The sequence below is a fragment of the Lacrimispora brassicae genome (assembly GCF_054772055.1).
The window spans coordinates 55,530-81,023 of the sequence record NZ_BRYH01000040.1; the positions used below are offsets into that span (position 1 = coordinate 55,530).

A 25,494-nucleotide genomic window follows, 5' to 3' on the forward strand; every position below is an offset into this window, starting at 1 on the left:
AATAATTAATAAAGCTTGCTTTATGGCAAGAAGGAGCTTTGACAAAGCATTTAAGTATCAAGAAGCAGATAAAGTAGAAGTAAAAGGCTACACGTTTTAAAATATCCGTTAAAAAACCAAAAAAATCCACAAAATCACTATAATATCATGATTTTGTGGATTATGTTCCGATACTCCTTCCTTCACTAAATAATAGAAAGTGCCAGTTCATCATCCTGGTAAAAGAATTCTGCCTGCACTCAGCAGAGATTTCTTCCTCTTCAAACGGTGAATCAGAGATCGTTAAAATACACAATGCATCTGTTTTTCCATAAGCCGCATTGGCATAAAGGGCGGTGGACTCCATCTCACAGGCCAGAACTCCCATATCGGCCCATGACACACCTGTTTTCGGCAGCTCCGGTTTATAAAATGCATCTGTACACAGAATATTGCCGACATGATACGGCAGATCCATCTCTTCTGCGCTCTGTACTGCCTGACGTAATAATTTGTAACTGGCTGTACAGGAATAATCTCCCGGCAACTGGTATGCTGCCAGATAGTTCGTATCCGTACAACTGCCCATGGCAATGATTACATCCCGCAGTTTCACCTGAGGCTGCATCGCTCCGGCAGTTCCGATCCGAACTAAATTCTTCACACCGTAAAAATGAATCAGCTCATAAGAATAAATCCCAATGGACGGACAGCCCATTCCAGTTCCCATCACTGATACCCGTTTGCCCTTAAAGTAACCGGTATATCCCAGCATTCCTCTTGTATTAGTCAATCGGATATTCGCAATCCGCTTCGCTACTTGCTCATGACCTCGTAGCTGCTATCGCAGCTTGTCAGAAGGGGCTTACACCCCTTCTGACACAAGTAAGTCCCCACCCACCACTTATGCCTTTCCGGCATTGAAGAGGGGGACTTACTTGATGAGGTTAAACTGTGTTACATTTTCCAGGAAATTGTCAGCAATAAACTTCGCCCGCAGCGGATCGCCTGGAAGCAGAATCGATTCTGCAATATCACCCGGTCTTGCATCAATATGAGGAGTTGGTGTGTGTTTCATAGCATCAATTTCATTCATCCTTTTATCGTCCTTTCCTTTTGCTTTTTACCATTTCTTCCACTTCTTTTCGTTCCGGGATTGATGGGGCCGCCCCCGGCCTGGTTACTGCAATGGCCGAAGCTACAGACGCCCGATACAAAACATCCTCAATCTTTTCATCTCTCATAATCCCGGAAATAAAATATCCTGTATAAGTATCTCCTGCCGCCGTTGTATCAACCGCTTCCACCCTTACCGCCTCCTGACGGTAAATCTGCTGTCCATCCCAGTAAACAGATCCTTTTCCCCCAAGTGTCATGACAATTTTGGCATCAGGAAATTTCGCCGCCAGCTTTACCAGCACCGCTTCATCACTTTCGCCCGATGTTTCTGCTAAAGATGCTGCTTCCACCTCGTTCACCAGAAAGTAATCCACCAGGTTTAACGGCAGTTCTAAAACCTTATGATCCATTGGAGAAGGATTCAAAACAATGGTCATTCCTATTTCATGTGCCCGGCTGATGATATATCCCAGTTCACTGATCTCATTTTGCAGAACAACAAAATCCCCGGCACAAAAACCGGACAGAACCTGTTCAGCCTGTTCTTTACCGATCCTTTGATTCGCTCCACCGAAAAGAATGATGCAGTTATCCCCTTCACTGTCATTCTGGATCATTGCATGGCCACTTTGAACTTCATTGTGGACTGCAACACAGCCGGTATCCACCCCTGCCTGGTTCAGGACCTCCAGCAAAAATTCGCCCTCATTCCCGATGGCCCCGGCATGATATACTTCTTCCCCTGCTCTGGCCAGGGCAATGGACTGGTTTAACCCTTTCCCGCCACTGAACACATTTAAATATTCTGAAGATATGGTTTCTCCTTTGCCCACAAAGTGTTCTACTTTATATACATAATCAATGTTCATAGAGCCAAAATTCAATAGTTTCATACTATACCTCGTAGCTTTTTATGGTTTGGATCAGCAGTTCTTTAAAACGCGCCTTATCAAACTCCATTGCAACAAGCACATTCTTTTCACCACTTTCTACCGGATAGCAGACTTCTCTGCCAATATCCTCCTTTGGTGCCATCCCGATATAATCCCGGTAATCGCAGACAGTCATTCCTCTTGTGTACTCTCCCTTTGTCTCCACATCTACATGCATTGGCAGTGCACAGGTAATAATCCCAGGATCAATCAACCATGCTATGGCACAAGCATCACACAGTTGTGATTGCCGTCCCTGATTGACCGAATATTCCAGTAAACCTGCTGCCGCTGCCGCTACTGGCCCCGGCAACGCCTTAAGCTGTTCCACTTCATCCATTGTCATGGAATTCTGGCGGCACAGGTTAAGACCAACCATACGGATGGGAATCCCGGATTCAAAAACAATTTTTGCTGCCTCCGGGTCCACAGCTATATTAAATTCCGCACAGGCATTATAATTTCCGTTTGTAACCGAGCCACCCATGGAGACGATTTCCGAAATCTTATGTTTTAACTCCGGCTCCTTTAAAAGTGCCTGTGCTACATTCGTCAATGGCCCCAGGGTTACCAGCGTCATGTCTGTCTGATAACGAAACGCATCAATCAGCGCATCCACCGCATGTTCCTTTCGTGGCGCTCCTTTCAGCCCCGAAACCATAATATTTCCCAATCCGCTGCTGCCATGAACATATTCTGCCCGCTCAGGTTTTGCAAACATGGGCATATCGTAGCCTGCATAAACCGGAATATCTCCATATCCTGCCAGCTCCGTCAAATATCTGGCATTACGAAATGTATGATCAAGTCCGGTATTTCCCCCAACCGCCGAAATCCCGGCAACAGCCAGATGCTTCATTGCCAGCAGCAGTGCAAAACTGTCATCAATTCCAGGATCACAGTCAATCCATACTTTTTTACTCGTCTCCATTGTTTATGCACCTTCTCTCTTCAGTCCTTTTTCTATCCGCTTCTTCTGATTGATCCGGATCATATTGATCAATACAAGGGCAATGATTGTTGCTGCATAGGGAATCATTTCAATGAATTCCGTTGGGAAATTAGTTCCCTGGCTCTTCAGCGTTGTTGCCAAGGCATCGGAAAACCCAAAGAAAACTGCTGCCACCGCGGTTCCGATGGGATTACTTCCGGCAATATTCATCGCAGACAAACCGATATATCCTCTGCCGTTTGTCATGTTCTTCATAAAGAAACTAACCCAGCCCATTGACATGAATGCTCCGGCAAAACCGCAAAGCACTCCTGAAACCAGAAAAGAAATATAACCAATTTTTTTCACATTGATTCCTACCGATGATGCTGCCTGGGGATTTTCCCCAACTGCCCGCATCCTGAGTCCCAGCCGGGTCCGATACAAGAAAAACCATACCAGATAGATGCTCAAAAATGCCAGATAAGTGAGCAGGTTATGTCCCGACAGGATCTGTCCCAAAAACGGGATCTTATTAATTAGAGGTATTACCACCGAAGGAATGGTATAAGCCTTAATCGCTGCCGATGTAGCCGCCTTTTCCCCGGTCAGCAAATACATAACAAATACGGTGCCGCCTCCGGCAATCAGGTTAAATGCAATACAAGTCAGATAAAGATCTGTTTTTCCGGACAGATTGGACAATGCCAGTACCCCGCCGGAAAGCACACCAAAGATAACCGCTCCCAGCAAACCAATCCAGACATTCCCGGAAAAACCGGCAAAAATAACACCTGCCAGGGCTGCCGAAAGCATCATTCCTTCCAGTGCCATGTTAAGCATTCCGGCTTTCCGGTTAATGACCGCTGCCAATGCCACAAAGATCAGCGGTGTTGACAAACGCAGTACTGAAAATCCAAAATTTGCAAACCATTCTATTGTAAACATATGCGTTCCTGCATGGAGCTTACTCCACGCTCTCCTTCCCGGCTTCTGCTGCACTGTCTGCCAAAATTTCCTTTGCTTCTTTTTCCCGGTCCTTTTTCATGTCTTCCTGGGCCGCTTTATAGATCAGTTTCTTCTTATATCTTCCCATGAATTCCTCCGCCGCTACCAGAAGAATAACGATCCCCTGGATAACCGTAATGAATTCAATGGGAATATCACCCTTGGAGTTTACAACATCGGCACCGATCCGGATATATGCCAGCAGAACCGCCGCTACCGGAACCAGAATCGGATTCCTTCTGGCCAGAACGGCTACCATCAGGCCATCAAAACCATGCTGGGTACTGACGACCCATTTGTAACGGTCATAATTGCCCAGGATCTCACACGTACCGCCCATGCCGGCAAAAATACCGCCAACCAACTGAGCCAGAATAATCGTCCCGGTCATGTTGATACCGCTTGCTTTAGCAAAGTTCGGATTACTTCCCACAACCCGCATCTTATATCCGAAAATGGTCTTATAAAATAAAACCCCAACAAAAGCCACAGCAATCAAAGCCACAAAGAATCCCGACTGAACCCGGAACTTTCCAAAGATCATGGGAAGCTTTGCCGATTCCGGAATCATATAGGATCCCAGGGAACCGATTGACGGATCCCGCATAAAATACTTCAGCACCCAGATGGATAAAAATGTCAAAATGCTGTTAAGCATCAGGGAAACCACCACAATATTGGCCTTAAACTTAACATCCAACCAGGCCGGAATAATGGAAACCAAGAACCCTACTACTCCACCAACTGCCAGCAGGATCAAAAGCATAACCGGTGCCGGCAGGCCCGCCCCGTTTAATGAAATAGCCGTCAGAGAAACAATACACCCTGAAAACATGAATATGCCTTCACCGGAGAGGTTAAACTTATTCACTGCATACATAAAACAGAAACATAATCCGGTAAATGTAAACGGAATCGCCAGATTAATTATGCTTCCGACTCTCCGCACGGAAGAAAACGGGCCTAACACAAATTGTTGAATAACGTAGACCGGATTATCACTGATGGTAAACAATGTAACCAGTGCAATCCCGTAAGCAATGCCAATGGCAACAAGGATGCGCACCAATTCGACTGTTGTTTCTATTCGCCTTGTTTTACTCATAGCACAGCCTCCATTTCTTTTGCTGTCATTGTCTTAATACCCAGCATATATTCCCCTAATTCATCTTCTGAAACGATATTCGCCTGCTTAAATGCTGCTACAATCTTTCCTTTTCGCATAACCAGCAGCCGGTCGGAACACTCCAGCACTTCATTCAAATCGGCTGAAATCAGCAGGGAAGCCGTCTTTTCTTCCCTTGATTTACGGACAATTGTCTTGCGGATCATCTCCGCTGCACCGACGTCAATTCCCCTGGTAGGCTGATTGGCCAGAATAAAATTGCTGCCGGAAGTAAACTCTCTGGCCACCACCACCTTCTGGATATTGCCACCGGAAAGCATCCGTACCGGCTGGTTTCTGTCATCGCAGGCAATTTCAAAATCTTTAATACACTGATCTACAATCTGGTCAATATATTTTCGATTAATAAACGGCCCCTTCCGGTACTGCGGCTGAAAATACCGGTCTGAAATGATATTATCCCGGATTGACATATCTCCGGCACAGCCAAAATCCATTCTGTCTTCCGGAATAAATGCCAGCCCCAACTGCCGGATCTGGTGAACGGTTTTTCCTGATATATCGGTTCCGTTAATGGATACTTCACCGGAAGAGAAGATGCCAAGTCCTGATAATACATCAGAAAGTTCACTCTGGCCATTTCCTTCTACACCGGCAATGCCTACCACCTCACCCTCCCGAATATCAAGAGATACACCATCCAGTACGGTCTTGCCCATTTCGTTGATCTTGGTCAGATCCTTAATATGTACAACAACCTTGCCAGGCTCCGGCTGCTCTTTGTCAATTTTAAGCACCACATCCCGGCCAACCATCAGCCGTGAAATATCGGATTCGTTCATATCCTCCAGTTCATAGCTGCCCAGGCAAAAACCGTGACGCAGGACCGTAACACGGCTGCAGATCCGTTTTACTTCTTCCAACTTATGGGAAATAAAAATAATCGAATGTCCGCTGTCCTTTAACAGAATAAGCTGTTCAAACAATTCATCTGTCTCCTGGGGCGTCAGGACCGCCGTGGGTTCATCCAAAATAATAATTTTCGCTCCCCGGATCAATACTTTCATGATCTCAACTTTCTGCATCTGACCAACCGAAAGATCCATTACTTTCATTTTGGGATCAATATTAAAATTATACTTTTCCCCCACTTCTCTGGTCATTTCCACCGCTTTGTTATAATCAAACGTTCCTTTTTTCATGGGTTCGATTCCCAAAACCACATTCTCTGCTACAGTCAGTGACGGAACCAGCATAAAATGCTGATGTACCATTCCGATGCCTTTATCAATGGCATCCAGTGTATTTTGAATCTGAACCTCCTGCTCTTGTACCAGAACACGTCCGGACTGGGCATTTTCCAACCCAAAGAGAACTTTCATCAACGTCGTTTTTCCTGCTCCGTTTTCCCCTACCAGAGCCAGGATCTCCCCTTCATTCAGCCAAAAGGTAATGCCCTTATTGGCAACAAATCCATTACTGTAAATCTTGGTAATATTCTCCATTCTCAAAACTTCACCAGACATATCTTCCTCCTACGGCAAACTGCCGAAATTTCTGTAAAAAATCCCGGCAGTTTACGTTTTGTTCTGTTAAGGTGCCACACTGTCAAGCATTGCCTGATACTCGGCCTCATCTGCAAAATCATAGTAAGATTTTACTGTCTTTTCGCCGCTGATGATCTTTGCCTGCGCCTCTTCCATCTTCTGGCGCACTTCTTCAGGAACGTTTTCTTTGAAGAAATCATTATCAACATATCCAACCGAACTTTCCGCCAGACCCAGACGGTTCACTTTTTTCCAGACATCTTTTCCAGCCTCTACATCATGGAAAAACGATACAAAAGAATCACCGACATTTTTCAGCATGGAGGTTAAAATCACATCGGCAAGTTCCGGATTCTCGGAATTTTTATAATACTGATACTGATCGGAATCCACACCAATTGCCCAGGTATTCAATTCTTTACAGGCTTCAAACAAACCGCCGCCTGCTCCGCCGGCCACCTGATAGAATACATCAGCTTTTTTATCTCTTGCCTGAGACAGACAAAGTTCTTTCATCTTGGCCGGATCCGTCCAGGAACCAACTGCCGCTTTAACAACTTTGCAATCCGGATCATAATCCTGAACACCATTTACAAAACCGGTAACAAAGTCAGCAATAACCGGATTATCCATTCCCACATTAACTGCCACAACTTTTGATTCAGACATACCGGCGGCCAGTTGTCCTACCATGTAAGAGCCCTCATTCTGGGCATAGAAAATCAGAGCCATGTTTTCCGGTATCTCAGATTCATCCATAGAATCATCAAAACATACAAACTTAACCTCCGGATATTCCTTTGCCAAGCGGATCAAAATATCACGATACGTAGAGGATGCCACGATATATTCATAACCTTCGTCAATGGTATCCAGCATGGCATCTTCCCATTTGTCCGCTTTTGTCTCATCACCGGCTTCAACTGTCTTACAATCCCAACCTTCCGTGCGCAGTATTTTCATACCCTCTTCACCGGAATCATTAAAAGACTTGTCCCCCAGATTTCCCACAATATAGGCAATCCGCCCTTTTTCGCTGCCCTTGGCTTCCGGTGCCCCACTTTCAGTTTTTGTTTCCTGGCTGCCGCTATCACCTGCACTGGAAGATTTTGTTGTTCCTCCCGAACCACATGCTGTAAGACCGGCTGCCATTGCCGTTGCCATTACCACCGCGATTACTTTTTTTACACTTTTTTTCATATAAAACCTCCTCTTTTTTGTTTGGTTTCTTGTTTTATCTTCAGCCCGATGTCAGGTTGCGGACCCACTTCATGGATCGAATCCGCCAGACTCCCACCAGTGCTTCTAATACAATATTAAATTTAATGATTCCGATCACCGCCGCCGGAGGCCAATTGAAAACAAAAGCACCTAATGATGCAAGGGGTATGGTAATCAGCCACATGGTAAAGATATCTGTGACCAGCCCGGTCTTCCCATCTCCCCCTGCCCGCAAAGTAGCAATGATTCCGGTCATCTCAACACCGGAAAACGGCCAGATGAGTGCCAGAATCGCCATAAATTGTATGGCATAAGCCCGGGTCTCATCAGTCAGCCGGTAAAGCTTTGTAAACGGTATCCCAAACAGAAGCGTTATCAGCCCCAGTATCATTCCTCCAGCAAGTCCAAGAACCAAAACACTGTAAGCCTGCTTTTTAATCTCCGTCTTCTTCTGACCCGAACCGATGGTTTTACCAATGGAAACACTGCAAGCCTGTAAAACTCCATTCATAACGCAGGCAACCAACTGGTAGAATGTATTGGCAATGTTATAGCCGCCAACTACGCTGATACTCATCTGCCCGGTGATTGCACTTCCCGCTGTGGTTCCCGTTGCCCAGATCAGCTCATGGACAACAATCGGAATACCAACCAGATAAAAATTCCGGCTTAGCCGTTTGTCCGCTTTCAGTAAATCTCTTACTTTCATCTGAATTTTCTTTTCTTTTTTAAAGACAAATATTCCCAGAATAGAAAATTCCACCAATCTGGCAATCACAGCTCCCAGAGCCGCTCCCTGAATCCCCATCTGAGGAAGTCCAAACTTACCAAAAATCAGGCAATAATCCAGCAAAATGTTAATGGGATAAGAAATCACATTGGCAATAAATGATATCTTAACCTGTTCAATTCCCCGGCAGCAAGCAAACATCATAGTACTCACACCACAGGGAAGATACATCCAGGCCGCGATCCGCAAATAGGAAGCTCCCAGCTCAATGATGGCCGGGTCACTGCTGTAAATCCGCATAAATATCCGGGGAAATGTCAGTACCAGACATGAAATCCCCGTTCCGAAAACAGCAACTGCCCGAATACCTGTGGCAAAAAGTATTCTTATCTCTTCCTTGCCCTGACGTCCCCAATATTGAGCAATCAGGACGCAGCATCCGGCCGAAAGGCCGCTGCATAAAGTATAGAAAATAAAAAATATCTGCTGTGCCTGGGAAACCGCCGACATTTGCACCTGGTCAATCCGTCCCAGCATAATGCTGTCTGCCGTATCAACACTAACCCGCAAAAACTGCTGCAGGATGATCGGTACTGCTAATATCAGGATATTAGAATAAAACTGAGACTCCTTAACAATGGGAAAGTTTTTGCTCTTTACGAAACTCATAGTGTACGGCTGTTACCAATGCAGCCAATCAACCATTCCTTAAACAAATCAACATGGATATCCACTGCTACCTTCACATTAGGCTGCCTGCCCAGGGTATTTCTTAAATCTACTGCCGTATGTCCCACCGTATAGGAATCCACGCATTCAACATCCACAAAGTAATCTTTACATACCAGACACTGGGGACACAAGGCCGCCGCCAGGGCCAGGGCATCGTGCATCATCGCATCCTCGCCGCCATTTTCATTCCGCCTGAACATATAATCCAGAATATCGGCTGTCAGCACCGCAGCTTTTGTTCCCACGCTTCTTATAGTTTCTGCATCCTGATAATTCAGAATTGCCAGTTCCGTCACATCCAGGCCCACCATTGTGCAAGGAATCCCGGCTGCCAGAACCAGCTTGGCCGCTACCGGGTCCACCCAGATATTAAATTCCGCTGTGGTGGAAACATTCCCGCCTTTTACTGCCCCGCCCATGAACCAGATATGCTTGATTTTTTCTGCAATGTCCGGATAGAGGGAAAGCGCAATGGCAATATTGGTCATGGGGCCAATGACAAGCAGTTCCAACTCACCGTTCAGTTCGTCTGCTTTCCGGCGGATCACTTCAATTGCATTTTCTCTTGCAAAATCACTGGTTGCGGCAATTGGCAGCACAATATCACCAAGCCCCGTCCGGCCGTGAGTGTTACCATAGTACGGCGGTCTTAGAAACAGGGACTTCCCAGCTCCCCGGGCAACCATAACATCAGCGCCAAGATACTCCATCAGATTCAGATTATTCTGTGAGGTGTGCTGGTGCGATACATTTCCATTTACCGAAGTAATAGCCGCCAGTTCAACCTCCGGGCTGTATAAAGCAGCTATAATTGCAATTGCATCATCAGTACCCGTATCGCAGTCAATAATAAATGTTCTCTTTGCCATTGCCGTCAACCTCGCTTTCTTCTTATGCCTTTGATCTATTTCAATAGGATAACACTTTCCGAAAGTATTTATTTTATTAAATAATATCACTTTTTTTATATTTGTCAATTACCATTATATAATTTTAATAAAAATAAGCTTCAGAAAAACTATTTATTATGTATTTTTTACATCCCTCCTTATCTTCGTCGTTGACAAATATATCTTTCTGTATCATAATTCATTTATAACAATGAAATGGAGAGTTCTCATGACAATCAAAGAAATTGCCCAATTAGCGGGTGTATCTATATCAACCGTATCAAAAATCGTAAACGGCAAGGATGACAGCATTAATCCAAAAACCCGTAAGCGTGTTCTCGAGATTGTAAAAGAGTATAACTATACGCCTTATGCCAGTGTCAAACTTGTTTCTGAGGCCAAGACTTTTGTATTGGGGGTATTACTTAATTCCTTCACCAGATCAAGCCTGTTTTTAAATGGCGCTATTGCTGTTGCTCAAAAAAACGGCTATGGACTTCTGGTCTACGACAGTCTGGGGTCACTGGAAACCGAACTAAAAAACATCACTACACTATGCAAAAGTCAGGTAGACGGCGTAATCTGGGAACCGGTGAATAATGAAAGCAAAGAACACGAGCAATATTTTAAAAAATATAAAATTGAAGTCTGCCTCATTAATGCCCCATTTGACCCGAATCATTATTTTATCGATTTTTCCCAAATCAGCTATGAGGCGACCAAACTCCTCCTTTCTTATGGTCATACAAAAGTAGGATGCCTGATCAGGCGTGGCAGCATCCGTTCAAAATTAGCCCTTGAAGGTTTCAAAAAATGCCTTCTCGAACATGGGATTCCTTTTCGAGATGACATGATTCTTCCCGAGGAAAATGATGAATGGCACAATCAGATCTTTGCACATTTACTGACCGGTATTATCAGTACCCATTTTACTTCCGCTCAATTGCTGGTTGAAGATTTAGAAAAAAAAAGGCTGCAGATGCCATATAACCTTTCACTAATCAGCTTAAGGGATGATCTGCGGGGGATTACCCAGCCTTGGAAAATATCCAGCATCCGCATTCCTAATTATGAATTTGGTTCTTTTGTTTGTGAACGTCTCATTGAAAAATGTGAAAAGAGGCAGTTCAATACAGAAAATTTCCAAACCGCTTATCCGATAGAGAACACACACAGCCTGGATGTTCCTTATTTTTCCCAGACCAAGCAGATCGTGGTAGTTGGAAGTATTAATATAGATGTAATCCTGAATGTAACCGAACTGCCGCAGCCGGGCCAGGTTACCAGTACAAATACCAGCTTTACCAGCCCCGGCGGAAAAGGCGCCAATCAGGCCGTGGCTGTCGCCAAACTGGGACATCGGGTGTCCCTGATCGGAAAAGTAGGTAATGATTACGACTCCGCTCTCGTCTATTCGATTATAGAAGAAAACCACGTAAACACTCTGGGAATTCTGCGGGACCCCCAAGCCGAGACCGGCAAGGCGTATATCCACCTTCAGGACAACGGGGAAAGCACGATCACAATTTTGAACGGTGCCAATGAAACCCTATGCCCAGAAGAAATCCTGATGCATAAGGACCTCTTCCAAAATGCCAGCTATTGCTTATTACAAACGGAAATCCCGGAAAACACTGTTGAAGCCGCCGCCCGTCTGGCTCACGAATGCGGTGTAAGGAACATTCTGAAACCAGCAGTGATGAAGCGGCTGCTCCCGTCATTAATGAAGTACATAGATATCTTTGTACCCAATAAGGCAGAAGCAGAGCTGCTGTGCCCGGAAGAAACCACAATTGAAGGAAAAGCAGAAGCGTTTATCAGGCATGGTGCCAAGTCCGTTATTATTACTCTCGGACATTCAGGCTGTTATATCAAAGATCCGGCTTTTACCGGTTACCTTCCGGCCATCCATTTTTCGACTATTGATACCACCGGGGCCGCGGATGCTTTCATTGGCGCATTGGCCGCTTACTTAAACGATGGGTATTCGATTGAGCATGCCGCCCGAATCGCTACCTATGCTGCCGCCTTCAGTGTTGCCAGACAAGGCGTCATACCGGCACTGATCGACCGCAATTCACTGGAAGCTTACATCAAAAAAGTGGAACCCAACATGATTCAGATTGGAAATAGGGAGGTATTTACATGAAAATAAAAAAACAGATGCTGACCGATTCCTTAGAAAAACAAAAACAAGAGTTAAAAGAGCTGGGCCGGACACTTTTTGCCTGTCCCGAAGTCGGATTCAAGGAAGAAAAGACAGCCGCTCATCTCCTGTCATTTTTTCAAAAAAATGGTATCTCCTGTCAGGGCAATCAATCCCTGACCGGTGTCCGCGCGGATATTGGAGAGGGAAATGGCTCCGGTTATCATATTGCCCTGGTCGCCGATATGGATGCCCTTTATACCGGCAGCGGCGATAAAAAACAAGCGATCCACTCCTGTGGCCACAGCATCCAGGTTGCTGATATGGCCTTTTCCATGAAGCTGATAAAAGAAAGCGGACTGCTGGAGGAAACCGGAGGCAGCATTTCTTTTATCGCCACCCCGGCCGAAGAATTTATTGATCTGGAATATCGAAAAGCCCTTGTACAGGCCGGGAAAATTCGTTTTTTCTCAGGAAAGCAAAATCTGATTGCCGATGGTTTCTTCGATGACTTTGACTGTATTTTATCGGCCCATGTAAATAGCGAAGAACATAGCCTTTTTGATATTGGCAGCAGCCTCACCGGTTTTACAAAAAAACGGATCATTTTCACCGGACAGGCCGCACATTCCGGAGCACTGGCCCACCAGGGGCGCAATGCCATGCATGGAGCAGCGCTATTTATCAATGCATTATCTTTTTTAAAGGAACAGTTTCCACCAGAAAAAGGAATTCATATTGCTCCGGTTATCACCAATTGCAGCGGCAGTGTCAATACCGTCCCGGACCAGGCTGTTTTAGAAACCTATGTCCGGGCCAATTCCCTAAACACCCTGCTTGAAACCTGTCAGTCACTGGATAGCTGTGCCAATCATTGTGCCCTTGCACTAAATCTAAAATGTTCAATCGAAAACCAGACCGGATATATGCCTCTTCAACAGTCTGAACCGCTGCTTCCAGTTGTTTTCCAGAATATGCTCACCGTTTGTCCAGCCGAACGGATTCTTAAAAATCCGGTTTCCGGAGCATCCGGTGATATTGGCGATTTGAGTTACCTCATTCCCTCCGTGCAATTCGGATTTTCCGGTATTGAGGGTCAGATTCACAGTGCTGATTTCACGATTCGTGATGAAGAAAATGTCTACACAAATGTGGTCCGGGTAGTTTTGGGAACCATTTACGATTTGCTGACAAAGAAAGAATTGCAGATAAAGTATGATGATTACGATATTCGTAAAAAAACATACTTAAAGGACTGGCTGGGAATTTCTTAGAACAATATTACCTGGGTGCTTTCAATTAAAACACCCCATGAATTCAATACCAATTCATGGGGTGTTCTCTGTCAGTCTATATTATCTCCATTGCTCTCAATTACTTTTTTATACCAATCAAATGATTTCTTTTTTCTTCTCTGCAGCGTACCACTTCCGTCATCTGCCCTGTCCACATAGATAAAACCGTATCGTTTACTCATCTCTCCTGTAGAAGCAGATACAATGTCAATGCAGCTCCAGACCGTATACCCCATCAACTCCACTCCGTCCTCCATAGCTTCTTTCATTGCCTGAATATGACTTCTTAAATAATCAATGCGGTAATCGTCCTGTACGTTTCCATCCTGTCTGATTTCGTCTTTTGCACCCAAACCATTTTCAACAATGAACAACGGCTTCTGATAACGGTCATACAACTGGTTCATGGTAATTCTAAGTCCCAGGGGGTCAATGCCCCAGCCCCACTGGCTTGTTTGCAAATAAGGATTTTTCACAGAGCGGATAATATTGCCCTCATTTGAAACCTTATCATTCATATCCGCAGCCACACAGCGGCTGGAATAATAGCTGAAAGAAACAAAATCCACCGTATTTTTTAAAATCTCCAAGTCTCCCTCTTCCACAATGAGACTGACTCCCTTGTCATGAAAAAGTTTCCTGGCATAAGACGGATAAGCTCCCCTCACCTGGACATCAATGAAAAACAAATTCTCCTGCTCTTTCTTCACAGACTGCCATACATCCTCAGGATTACAGGAATAAGGATAAAAGCTGCCTCCTGCAAGCATACAGCCCACCTGATTCTCCGGATCCCATTCATGTGCCAGCTTAGTGGCCAAAGCGCTGGCCACCAAAATATGATGAGCAGACTGGTAAGTAACCTGGGCTTTATTTTCCCCTTCCTGAAATGCAATTCCCGCACCGGAAAAGGGGCTGTGTAAAATAATGTTAATCTCATTAAAAGTCAGCCAGTATTTTACTAATCCTGAAAATTCCTTAAAACAGACATTTGCATAGTGCAGGAAAAAATCTAAAACCTTTCTGTTTCTCCAGGAACCGTATTTTTCCACCAGTCCCATGGGGATATCAAAGTGGCACAAGGTCACCAAAGGTTCCATACCATACTTTTTACACTCCAGAAACATATTGCGGTAAAAATTGATTCCAGCCTGGTTGGGTTTTTCCTCGTCTCCGTCAGGAAAAAGCCTTGACCATGAAATAGATGTACGGAATACTTTAAAGCCCATTTCTGCCATTAAAGCAATATCTTCTTTATAATAGTGATAAAAATCAATTCCCTCATGGCTGGGATAATATTCCCCTTTCTGCAATTCAGGGCAAGGAACATTTCCCGTCTTTACCTTCAGCCTTCCCACTCCATGAGGAATCATGTCAATGTTGCCTGGTCCCCGGCCACCTTCGCGAAAGGCACCTTCCGCCTGATTGGCGGCAATGGCCCCTCCCCAAAGAAAATTCTCAGGAAATTTAAAATCGTTCAAATCATTCCTCCTCTTCCGGAAGATCCTCAAAACCAATTACCAAAGTCAATACAAAGGACAATACAATTGATAAAATCGTAATACCTGCAATCCATGCAATACTGGTTCCCGGATGCTCCGGATCAATAAACTGAACTCCTGTCAAAACACTGGGAGAAACCATGGAACGGCTGGCAAGTCCCCCGATTCCTGCTAAACAGCCGCAGACAAAACCGGTAATCAAAGAAGCGATCAACGGACGTTTTAAACGAACAGCTACACCGTAAAGTGCCGGTTCCGTTGTCCCTGCAATCAGGGCGGAAGAAGCCGCCGCAAGGGCAGTCTGGCGAAGTTCCCTGTTCTTGGTTTTTAAAGCTACGGCTAAGGATACTCCGCCCAGAGAAAGGTTTGCGCCAATTTCAGAGGGCATAACGGTTCCTTCCATTCCTGTATCAGAAATTGTCTGCAAAATTGTTGGGGTAAACACCCTGTGCATACCTGTAATAACCAGCAAAGGCCAAATTGCACCCATAATACCTACTGCCAGGAATCCAAGCTTTGCCTGTACAAAGAATACGAATTTAGAAATTGACGTACCGATTAAAATTCCGGCAGGTCCAATGATTAAAATTGCAATAGGAGCCGCAATTAACAAAATCAACATAGGCTTTAAGAAGTTTTTCGTCACTGCCGGTGTAATTCTGTCAACACCACGTTCAATATAAGATAAAATCCAGGTCATGCAGATTGCCGGGATTACCGTATAAGTATATTTTACGGATGCTATGGGCACTCCCAGAAAATGGGCCGCTGTTTCTCCCACAGTTACCGCTTCCATCAAACCGCGGAAATCCGGATGAATTAATGTTCCCGCAATGGCAATGGAAAGAAACATATTGGTTTTAAACTTTTTAGAAGCAGAAGCAGCTACCATCACAGGCAGAAAATAAAAGGCCCCGTCACCAATGGAGTTGATGATCTTGTAAGTATCGCTGTCTGCAGACAATATATTTGCCATAGCCAAAAGCATAACCAGCAATTTCACCATGGAACCACCGATAATTGCCGGAATCAACGGGGACATGGTTCCAACAATAGCATCTAAAATGTTATTTCCGATTTTCTTCAGAGTCAAAGGCTCTTTCTTTTCACCCCTTGCAACCTTACTTTCTTCTCCAAAATCTCCTAATTTTAAAACCTCCTGGTAAGCAGTACCAACATGGTTTCCAATGATAACCTGAAACTGCCCCCCTTGCTTTACCACTCCCATAACACCGTCAATGGCTTTGACCGCCCCTTCATTTGCCTTGCTTTCATCCTTTAAGACAAATCTTAAACGGGTCATACAGTGGGTAAGACTGGAAATATTATCAACTCCCCCAATATTTTCCACAATCGCTTTTGATACAACCGCATAATCTCTTGCCATCTCTTCATTCCTCTCTTATCAATTGATGAATACACATAGTTTTTTGCTGATTGTGATTATACTGTTTATCCGATCTGTTGTCATCAGTTCTAAGGCGTAAAAAAACAAGTGACAACGTTTCTCACTTGTTTTTTTTACATAACAGTATGTTTTTTAATATGCAAATTTCCTAATTTAAAGTATTGTCCGATCCTTCGGAAGTATACCGGTACAGCTTTTTCCCCAGCCGTTCCACAATGCTCATGGCAGGCATCTGGGTGGTGATGTCGTAAACCTTTAACCGCATATAAGTCACATAATAAGCTATATTGTAGTCCGATAATTTCGCCACAGTACAGTTTTCTGTATTGGTCACACTTAAGATCTGACAATTTTGTTCCTTAAAACGGATCACATGTCCAATGGTATCGTTGGACTCCCCTGAAACCGAAAACACAATGACCAGGGCATTTTCAAAAAACTTGCTTTCCGTGGGATAATGGGGTTCATCGATATAAAGGCAGAACTTACCCATGCTGGAAAAATACCTTGCCCCATATTTAGCCACAATTCCGGACATGCCGCTGCCCACAAAGATCACATGATTGGCACGGACAATAACTTCCGTCATCATATCCAGCTTTTTCTCAAATTCTTCCGAAGTAGTTTTCTTTAGAAAGTCAATGACTTCCGTCACATCATCCGTTGCATGCAACTCTTTTCCCTTATCAAAATGCTGCTTCAGCTTTATCTTAAACTCTGCATAGCCGTTGCAATCCATCTTCTTACAAAAACGCAAAACCGTAGAAGTGGAAACATGGGCTTCTAAAGCCAGTTCCCTGATTCTCATATACTTCACTTTATCATAGTTTTTCGTCACATAATGATATACTTCCATTTCCAGATCATTCAGTGACTTTACCTGCTCCACACGAAACATCCCTGTGCCCCCTTCTATGAATTGCCTTCTGTACGTTTGTCCATGCCGCCGTCATCCCCAATAGATATGATTCACGCTTTCCCATTATCCGGCTAACAAGGAACTATCTTTTTCACTTAACTATATCACTTTGCATAAAAAAGAACAAGTATTAGAAGATGATGCCGTGTCTGTATGCAATAAAGCCTGTTTAGGCCCGATTCTGGAACTGACTCATATACAGTTTTTCATAAAATCCCTTTCTTGCTATTAATTCATCATGGGTTCCCTGTTCAATAATTGTTCCGTTATTCATAACAAGGATTAAATCCGCATTTCTAATGGTTGAAAGGCGGTGTGCAATAACAAAACTTGTTCTGCCCTTCATGATATTTTTCATAGCTGTCTGAAGCATTAACTCAAGTCTGGTATCCACTGAACTTGTGGCCTCATCCAGGATCAAAATAGCAGGGTCTGCCAGGAAGGCCCGCGCAATTGTTAAAAGCTGTTTCTCACCCACTGATACGTTTGAGGACTCTTCATTTAATACCATATTGTAGCCATCTGGCTGTGTTTTGATAAAATGATTTACATTTGCTGTTTTTGCAGCAGCCTCAATCTCTTGCCGGGTTGCATCCTCTTTCCCGTATTTTATATTATCGGCAATGGTTCCCTTAAATAACCAGGTATCCTGCAACACCATTCCAAAGATCGAACGAAGATCATTCCGTTTCATATCCTTAATTTTCACACCGTCAACCTTGATTGCACCTTCATTTACGTCATAAAAACGCATTAAAAGGTTGATAAGCGTAGTCTTTCCGGCACCAGTTGGGCCGACAATTGCTACCATTTGACCGCTTTTCACGTTAATGTTCAGATGCTCAATGAGCATTTTCTCATTGTTGTAACCAAAAGACACATCTTCAAAGGTAACATTTCCTTTCAGGTTGTCTAATTTTACCGGATTGGAAGTTTCCGGTACTTCTTCTGTTTCAGAAAGAAACTCAAATACTCTTCCACCTGCTGCCATGGCAGATTGAATGGAGGCGGACAATTGCGCCACCTGCTCCAGAGGCTCATTTAGCTGCCACATATATCGGATAAATGCCTGAAGCTGACCAACCGTTATGGCACCTGTAATTGCAAATATCGCACCCAATATGCAAACAGTTACAATCCCTATATAAGTAATGAAGGAAATTAACGGTGACATCAGCCCGGATATAAACTGTGCCTTAAATCCGTTTTCACAGAGATTATCATTAATCTCCTTAAACTGTTCTATAGAATCTTCTTGCTTTCCATATAGTTTAATTTCCGTTAATCCGGTGTATCTTTCTTGAATATAACCATTTAAGTCACCAAGAGCAACCTGCTGTCTTTCAAACATAACAGAAGAACGATTTATAATAAATTTCATGATCAAAGCGCTTCCCGGTATCAGTAAAACTGCAACTGTACCCATAACCGGATTAATATAAAACATCAGCGCTGATGCTAAAATAACGGATAAGAAAGCACTTAATATCCTTGATAAACTCTGCTGCAGCGCATTTGACATGGTATCAATATCATTTGAGATGATACTGAGCATATCTCCAACGGTACGTTTATCAAAATAGCTGATTGGCAGCTTTGTAATCTTTTTTTGCACATCATTTCTCAAATCACGCATTGTGTTTTGTATGCCATTTGTTAAAAAATATTGTGAACCAAAGTTGCTGAGTACATTTCCGATATAAATAGCAAGTAACAGCTTTAAGATTTTAATAACATAGGAAAAGCTGATGGAGGCCCCAGGAACCTTGTTGGCGATATCTACAATATCATCTTTTAGTCTTGTTGTAATCAGACCTTCTACCATTGGTGCCGCCGATAAGAAGCCGGAGTATCCTATGGTAAGGAGAATAGCCACTATAAAAAATTTTAAATATGGTTTTATATATGGATATAATTTTCTCATCGCTCCAGTTCCTCCTTTGTTAATTGTGAATCTGCAATTTCATAATATACATTGCACGACTTTAATAGTTCTTTATGAGTTCCCATACCAACCACTTCGCCCTCATTCAGTACGATTATTTTGTCTGAATTCATGATTGTACTGATTCTTTGTGCAACAATGAATACAATGGATTCTTTTGTTTCCGCCTTAAGTGCGGCACGCAAAGCAGCATCTGTTTTACAGTCCAGGGCAGAAAAACTGTCATCAAAAATATAGATTTCAGGTTTTCTGACCAATGCTCTGGCAATGGAAATCCGCTGTTTTTGACCTCCCGAAACATTTTTTGCGCCTTCACTTATATCTTCCTGTAATTTATCCGGCTTATTCTGAATAAACTCCTTTGCCTGGGCTATTTCAACTGCATGATCTATTTCTTCCGCTGTGGCATGGGGATTACCGAATTTAAGATTTTCTTCGATGGTTCCTTTAAATAAAAATGCTTTTTGAGGGATAAATCCAATTTTTTGGCGGAGTGCCTTTAAGTCATAGTTGCGTGTATCCACACCATCAATTTTAATCGAACCGCCTGTCACATCATAAAATCTTGGAATCAAATTAATCAATGTACTCTTCCCGCTGCCAGTACTGCCGATAAAAGCTATTGTTTCCCCTTTGTTGGCAGTAAAAGATACATCCTTTATAACCGGGAGCTCGCCATCCGGATACTGAAAGGTAACATGGTCAAATTCTACAATACCTTTATTTTCAGCCGTAATACTCTCTGAAGGATTTTTCACTAATGGTTCTTCATCTAATAATTCCTGGATACGGTTTGCAGATACCTGCGCTCTGGGATACATTACAAATACCATGGAAAACAGCATAATCGAGAACATTGCATGAAACTGATACTCTAAGAACGCAACCAACTGTCCAACCTGTAAGGTACCTTTATCAATCATTACACTTGATATCCAAAACACTGCCATCATTGCAAGGTGCAATAAAAAGAAAAAAGCCGGCTGTGTAAATGACATAATTTTAAATAATTTCTTCGAGTTAGAAGCATAGTCGTCATTGGTTTCTGCAAAACGTTCTGCTTCATATTCACTTTTCCGAAAGGCTCTAATGACACGGACCCCTGTTAAATTCTCTCTTGAAATCCGATTCAGCCGATCCATACCTTTTTGCTGCTTCTCGGAAAGGGGATTGGTCAGTCTGGCAATGATAATAACACCTGCTATTATAAATGGAAGACTTCCTCCGATAACCAGAGATAGATTAACACTGGTTCTGATGGTCATAAAAACACTGATAAAGATCATTACAGGAGCCAAAAGCGCAGTCCGAAACAACATATTGGAGAATAACATCAGCTGGAATGCATCATTGGTTGTTCGTGTAATCATGGAAGATACCCCAAATTTATTATATTCTGTGTGGGAAAATCTCTGTGACTGAGCAAAAACATCATTTCTGATGTCACGAATCATATAGGTTGAAATTCTTGATGATGCGAAGGTTAATAAAATGGTCCCTGCACCTCCAAGAATACAGACAATCAGCATAATTCCTCCCATATTCTTAATATAAGCTATATCACCTTTCCCAATTCCATTATCAATCATCCATGCCATAACTGTGGGAATTCCCAGTTGTACCGCTACGAAGCTAAAGATTCCTATGATATTTAACAGAATTAGTTTGGGATATCTTTTCAGATATTTTAACATTAATTTCATAACAAAACCCCTTTCACTTAACTAAATAAAATATAAAAATAATTTCAGCCATATTCCTTGACAGGAAAAGGCTGTTTGACTATTATAAACTATAAGGTTGTCTTATAGTCAAGAAAAAAACAGCAGGATAAAAAGTGTATTACATTTAATATTTTCTGTTTTTTAATATCCGCTTAGTTAATATGAAATACTTCCACGAAAGGCAATTTTTTTCTAATAATCAAGTTTGTGTCTGTGCTGCGGCCGCAAACATGAAATCCATAAAATGCAGCATAAAACCGAGGTGAGTTTATGTCTGAAAACAAAAATGAATACTTAACAACAGGAGAATTTGCAAAAATCTGCGGAATTCCTAAGCATATTTTATTTTATTACGATCAGATAAATCTTTTTCAACCTGAGATTATAAAGGAGAATGGTTACCGCTATTACTCCTTCCGGCAATTCGATACGTTTTCTATTATCTCCGCATTAAAAAGACTGGGAATGCCATTAAAAGAAATTAAAAAGTACATGGATGAAAGAAACCCTGAAAAATTGGTAGATCTACTGGAACAAAAATCAAATGAAGTGGCTAAGGAAATTATAAAATTAAAAAACACAAAACGCGGAATCGATTTTCTTAAGGATTTAACAGAAAATGCCTTGTCAACAGAATACAATATCATTGAACCGGCTTATCATAAAAGCATGAAAGCGCTATGCAGTACCTTTATGGATAATGGTAATGACAATTCTTATTCAAATTTTTTAACAGAGCTGATCGCATTCCGAAATGATAGCAATGCAAGTATGATTGATTTTCTGGGAGCATCACTTACCATTGATAATATCCGTGAAAAAAGATTTGACAGCTTTTCCTATTTGTATACGAAAACTAACAATGTTGATAAAAAAAACAACACTCTGGTACGAAAAGAAGGCTGGTATCTTCAGGTTTATTATAAAGGAAGCTATCGCAATATTAGTGAAATGTATACAAAGATAATGCAGTACGCAAACGACCATCAGATAAAACTCGGGAAAAATGCTTATGAGGAATATCTTATATTTGAGATAAGTACGAAAAATAGAGATGATTATGTTACGTTAATATTAATTGAAATTGAGGGCGAACCAGAGAAATGTATTTTGATGAAGTGAAATTTATACATTCAGGAAATTTACAGGGTAATTGTGCAAAAATAATCAAAATACATGAAATTATTTATAGCATAATGTTATGAACAGGTAATATTGGCATATAATGGAATTAATAAGATCATTTGAGGGAAGCCATGACCATACACGTTGTTCAACCTGGTGAAACCATATTTTCAATATCAGAGTATTACAAAATCCCTGTTGACAGATTGGTATTGGAAAACGGAATTACAAACCCTAACAATTTAGCAATTGGCCAAACCATCGTGATTGTTCAACCGGAAACACTCTACACCATCCAGGCCGGCGATACTTTGGAGAGTATTGCAGAGCAGCATGGTGTTTCAACAATGGAATTATTAAGAAATAATCCCTATCTTTCCGATAGAGAATTTATCTACCCCGGCGAAACCATAGTTATAAATTATCAAACGAATAAAACAAGAACAATTGCCACTAGTGGTTATACATTTTCTTATATAGAAAAATCTGTTTTAACAAAAACACTTCCTTTTTTATCTTATCTGACCATATTCAATTATAGGGCTACAAGTGAGGGAGACATTATCTCCGGTGCTGACGACACGGAACTTATTCAACTGGCTAAAGTTTATGGTGCCGCACCCATGATGTTCGTTTCCACTATTACGGAAGAGGGAGTCGTCAGCTATGAAGTGACCTACGATATTTTAAATAATCCTTCTGTGCAGGACCGCCTTATTAACAATGCTCTTCTCATACTGAAAACGAAAGGTTTCCATGGTATAAATATATATGTGGAAACTATTACCTATGATAACATAGATCTCATTGCAGAATATTTGAAAAGAGCCTCTGAGATATTTCATTCAGAAGGTTACAGGATAGTGGTTACCATAACACCGGTTGCGAATATTAATACCCCCAACGTTAGTTTTGAAAAAATAGATTATTCAAAATTATCTGAATATGTGGATGGAATTATATTTTCTTCTTATGATTGGGCAAGGTCTTACAGCTATCCAAACTCAATTTTTCCGGTTAATGTCTTAAGAGAGTTATTAGATTATGCGGTCAGTATTATGCCCCCTGAAAAGATTTTTCTGGGAGTCACCACTCTGGGTTATGACTGGACACTTCCCTATGTTCCCGGTGCAACAGAAGCTACCGCAATCAGCTATGATAGTGCGGTACAAATTGCATCGGATAACAATATACCAATACAATTTAATGAAGCAGCACAGTCGCCTTACTTCTACTATGTGGATAGCGATGGGATTATGCATATCGTATGGTTTAAAGATGCAAGAAGCTTTGATGCAAGAGCTAAACTGGTAGAAGAATACGGTCTCCAGGGCTTATCTCTTTGGACCATTATGAAATTTGATGCCCAAATGTGGTTTATTATTAATACTCAATATTACATAGAGAAGTTTTAAATGTGCTTCTCATTCAACCTTTTTAGAGCACTTGTATGATCTGTCCGTTAGTGCTGTTATGAGTATTTCCCATAAGTATTTTATTTACAACTATATCATAACAGCACTTCTTTATTTTCATTCATCATAAGATAATCTGCTTCTTTTCATATAAACCGCCTTTACAAATTCCGAGTTAACCGTATCTTATTTTATAATTCTATAACCTTTATAAACATAATGTACCTTAAATCATAATATTTCCTGGACTCTCCCCACTTGTCCATTCGTTAACATTACTTTGATACCATGAGGGTGAAAGCTACTGTTTGTTAGTATTTTTCCAACGATTCCCTCTGTTAGTTTTCCGGTTCTTTGGTCAGATTTCAATACTATTTTTACTGTTGCACCTATTTTAACATCAATTCTATTTTGTCCGTTCATTTTTCTCCTCGTTTTAGCATCTGTTAGTTTATAACAAATTGTTCTATACATTGACGTTTATTAAATTACGTTTATTAAATCACCTTTATGAAAAATATTTCCATACAGTAAAATTAATTTTGACTAATATTGAATTATCTCATATCATATGCTATAATACAGTTAAGAGGAACAACCGCCCACTGGGGGTTGACCATAAGACATCGAAAATCCACCCGTCCTACTCGCCAAAGTATATCAGGGTGGGTTTTCTTTTTGTTGCAGTGCTAATTTCTATGTATTACTTACAAACTGTAATAATGAACGTAAGCAATGCAGGCAGAAACATACCAAAGGTCATCAAGTCCTTAAAGTCATATTTCATAAGCATCACCCCCATTCTATAAAGAATGAGGTCAACACACCCTGTACACGATTGTTCCATGACAACATTTTACCATATTTTTTCGGGTGTGACAACTTATATATGCCCCAACTGAACCCAACCTGAACCCAAATAATCAGAATCCTAAGGATCGGTTCCATCCCCAGGATTCTGTCTTTTTTATGCTGTTTTCAAACACTCCGGCATTGTCCTTCTTAAATTCTTAGGTCCTGGTTTAACATAAATCTTTGTTGTTTTCAAGCTGGCATGACCCATCCAGTCCATAATGAAGTTATCTTTAGCCCCCTTGTCTTTTAATCTCTGACCAAAAGTATGACGGAAAGCATGACTGCTGAAATCCTCGTTTTGAGTCATAGGGCATCATCCTTTCAATTAAGAATATCATATATGCCCTTAAAAATTGTGTCCAGTTAATTATAGCCGATCCAACTTATGTTTTGTTACATTTACCATTTGTTGGACGACAAATCAATACAGCAAATAAATTGGAAAAGTACTTGAAAAACTGGTATTATTGGTATTAATTATTTCTTTATAAAAGTAACATTAAAACTGAAATAATCACTTTATTAACCTTCTTAATTAATCCTTTTCTCGGCACAATTATTTTTCCTTTAAAATCTGTTTTAAAACCAGCCTTATTTTAATTACAACGTCATAAAATTTCAGTAACAGCTTATAATTCCTCAGTCAGCAATTATAACGCCAACCTTCCTTATGTGAATGTCAACGAAAAAGTTTACCACTCGCTGACGAATTTGTTTACCACCTCGCTAACTAAATAGTTTGCCACTTATCAGATATTTGCTAATGAATTTGTTTACCATTAGCGCTAGTGAAAAAGTTTACCACTTGCTATCGAATTTGTTTACCACTTTGTTTCTTAATATAGGGAAGCACAAATGTACTTCCCCTATGTTGTTACCATCCACAGAATTCAGGAAATTCGATTCCATGATTTCTGAGAAGTTCTTCCAGAGTATCTGCATGTG

20 protein-coding genes and 1 pseudogene are annotated in these 25,494 nt (G+C 41.8%); 4 read left to right on the forward strand and 17 right to left on the reverse strand.

What is annotated here, in order from left to right; all coding sequences use genetic code 11:
- Window positions 1-160: 160 nt before the first annotated feature.
- The 10 genes and pseudogenes from ACYVD3_RS18260 to ACYVD3_RS18305 form a co-directional block, all read right to left on the reverse strand.
- Window positions 161-787 (reverse strand): purine-nucleoside phosphorylase, encoded by a 627-nt coding sequence (locus tag ACYVD3_RS18260; RefSeq protein ID WP_460643937.1) that lies wholly within the window; start codon window positions 785-787, stop codon window positions 161-163.
- A 138-nt stretch (window positions 788-925) separates the two neighbouring features.
- Window positions 926-1,057: pseudogene (locus ACYVD3_RS18265) on the reverse strand (purine-nucleoside phosphorylase); the annotation flags it as partial.
- A 22-nt stretch (window positions 1,058-1,079) separates the two neighbouring features.
- The gene (locus ACYVD3_RS18270; protein WP_460643918.1) at window positions 1,080-1,991 is read right to left on the reverse strand and encodes a ribokinase; all 912 of its coding nucleotides are present in this window, start codon (window positions 1,989-1,991) and stop codon (window positions 1,080-1,082) included.
- Window position 1,992: 1 nt separating this feature from the next.
- Window positions 1,993-2,961 carry a nucleoside hydrolase gene (locus ACYVD3_RS18275; protein ID WP_460643919.1) on the reverse strand — a complete coding sequence of 323 codons (969 nt, stop codon included), beginning with the start codon at window positions 2,959-2,961 and terminating at the stop codon, window positions 1,993-1,995.
- 3 nt (window positions 2,962-2,964) lie between these two features.
- Window positions 2,965-3,909, reverse strand: a complete 945-nt coding sequence (locus ACYVD3_RS18280; RefSeq protein WP_460643920.1) for an ABC transporter permease — start codon at window positions 3,907-3,909, stop codon at window positions 2,965-2,967.
- 19 nt (window positions 3,910-3,928) lie between these two features.
- Window positions 3,929-5,074: an ABC transporter permease gene (locus tag ACYVD3_RS18285; RefSeq protein ID WP_460643921.1), complete on the reverse strand. Its 1,146-nt coding sequence runs from the start codon at window positions 5,072-5,074 to the stop codon at window positions 3,929-3,931.
- On the reverse strand, window positions 5,071-6,621 hold the full coding sequence (locus ACYVD3_RS18290; RefSeq protein ID WP_460643922.1) for an ABC transporter ATP-binding protein: 1,551 nt from the start codon (window positions 6,619-6,621) through the stop codon (window positions 5,071-5,073). The genes ACYVD3_RS18285 and ACYVD3_RS18290 overlap by 4 nt, the downstream gene beginning before the upstream one ends.
- Window positions 6,622-6,687: 66 nt before the next feature.
- Window positions 6,688-7,842 carry a BMP family ABC transporter substrate-binding protein gene (locus ACYVD3_RS18295; RefSeq protein ID WP_460643923.1) on the reverse strand — a complete coding sequence of 385 codons (1,155 nt, stop codon included), beginning with the start codon at window positions 7,840-7,842 and terminating at the stop codon, window positions 6,688-6,690.
- Between the two features lie 40 nt (window positions 7,843-7,882).
- On the reverse strand, window positions 7,883-9,262 hold the full coding sequence (locus tag ACYVD3_RS18300) for an MATE family efflux transporter (protein WP_460643924.1): 1,380 nt from the start codon (window positions 9,260-9,262) through the stop codon (window positions 7,883-7,885).
- Complete coding sequence (locus tag ACYVD3_RS18305) at window positions 9,259-10,194, reverse strand: nucleoside hydrolase (protein WP_460643925.1); 936 nt, start codon at window positions 10,192-10,194, stop codon at window positions 9,259-9,261. Before ACYVD3_RS18305 ends, ACYVD3_RS18300 begins: the two co-directional genes overlap by 4 nt.
- A gap of 250 nt (window positions 10,195-10,444) precedes the next feature.
- Here ACYVD3_RS18305 and ACYVD3_RS18310 point away from each other — a divergent pair, with 250 nt between their 5' ends.
- Window positions 10,445-12,364 (forward strand): PfkB family carbohydrate kinase, encoded by a 1,920-nt coding sequence (locus tag ACYVD3_RS18310; protein WP_460643926.1) that lies wholly within the window; start codon window positions 10,445-10,447, stop codon window positions 12,362-12,364.
- The gene (locus ACYVD3_RS18315; RefSeq protein WP_460643927.1) at window positions 12,361-13,635 is read left to right on the forward strand and encodes a M20/M25/M40 family metallo-hydrolase; all 1,275 of its coding nucleotides are present in this window, start codon (window positions 12,361-12,363) and stop codon (window positions 13,633-13,635) included. The genes ACYVD3_RS18310 and ACYVD3_RS18315 overlap by 4 nt, the downstream gene beginning before the upstream one ends.
- A 71-nt stretch (window positions 13,636-13,706) precedes the next feature.
- Here ACYVD3_RS18315 and ascB read toward each other — a convergent pair whose 3' ends face one another.
- The 5 genes from ascB to ACYVD3_RS18340 all read right to left on the reverse strand — a co-directional run bounded on the left by ascB (window position 13,707) and on the right by ACYVD3_RS18340 (window position 21,133).
- Complete coding sequence (ascB, locus tag ACYVD3_RS18320) at window positions 13,707-15,137, reverse strand: 6-phospho-beta-glucosidase (protein ID WP_460643928.1); 1,431 nt, start codon at window positions 15,135-15,137, stop codon at window positions 13,707-13,709.
- Between the two features lies 1 nt (window position 15,138).
- The gene (gene ascF / locus ACYVD3_RS18325; protein ID WP_460643929.1) at window positions 15,139-16,545 is read right to left on the reverse strand and encodes a PTS cellobiose/arbutin/salicin transporter subunit IIBC; all 1,407 of its coding nucleotides are present in this window, start codon (window positions 16,543-16,545) and stop codon (window positions 15,139-15,141) included.
- A 169-nt stretch (window positions 16,546-16,714) separates the two neighbouring features.
- Entirely contained in the window at window positions 16,715-17,464 is a 750-nt protein-coding gene (locus ACYVD3_RS18330; protein WP_460643930.1) for a MurR/RpiR family transcriptional regulator, read from the reverse strand.
- Window positions 17,465-17,654: 190 nt separating this feature from the next.
- Window positions 17,655-19,409 carry an ABC transporter ATP-binding protein gene (locus ACYVD3_RS18335; protein ID WP_460643931.1) on the reverse strand — a complete coding sequence of 585 codons (1,755 nt, stop codon included), beginning with the start codon at window positions 19,407-19,409 and terminating at the stop codon, window positions 17,655-17,657.
- Window positions 19,406-21,133 (reverse strand): ABC transporter ATP-binding protein, encoded by a 1,728-nt coding sequence (locus tag ACYVD3_RS18340; protein WP_460643932.1) that lies wholly within the window; start codon window positions 21,131-21,133, stop codon window positions 19,406-19,408. The genes ACYVD3_RS18335 and ACYVD3_RS18340 overlap by 4 nt, the downstream gene beginning before the upstream one ends.
- 291 nt (window positions 21,134-21,424) lie before the next feature.
- Between ACYVD3_RS18340 and ACYVD3_RS18345 the strand changes: the two genes are divergently transcribed.
- Window positions 21,425-22,276, forward strand: a complete 852-nt coding sequence (locus tag ACYVD3_RS18345; RefSeq protein ID WP_460643933.1) for a MerR family transcriptional regulator — start codon at window positions 21,425-21,427, stop codon at window positions 22,274-22,276.
- 134 nt (window positions 22,277-22,410) lie between these two features.
- Complete coding sequence (locus tag ACYVD3_RS18350; RefSeq protein WP_460643934.1) at window positions 22,411-23,694, forward strand: LysM peptidoglycan-binding domain-containing protein; 1,284 nt, start codon at window positions 22,411-22,413, stop codon at window positions 23,692-23,694.
- 231 nt (window positions 23,695-23,925) lie between these two features.
- Here the strand turns inward: ACYVD3_RS18350 and ACYVD3_RS18355 are convergent, their stop codons facing one another.
- Entirely contained in the window at window positions 23,926-24,117 is a 192-nt protein-coding gene (locus tag ACYVD3_RS18355; protein WP_054737711.1) for a YwbE family protein, read from the reverse strand.
- 544 nt (window positions 24,118-24,661) lie between these two features.
- Window positions 24,662-24,856, reverse strand: coding sequence for a tyrosine-type recombinase/integrase (locus tag ACYVD3_RS18360; protein WP_460643935.1), 195 nt, complete (start codon window positions 24,854-24,856; stop codon window positions 24,662-24,664).
- Window positions 24,857-25,494 lie beyond the last annotated feature (638 nt).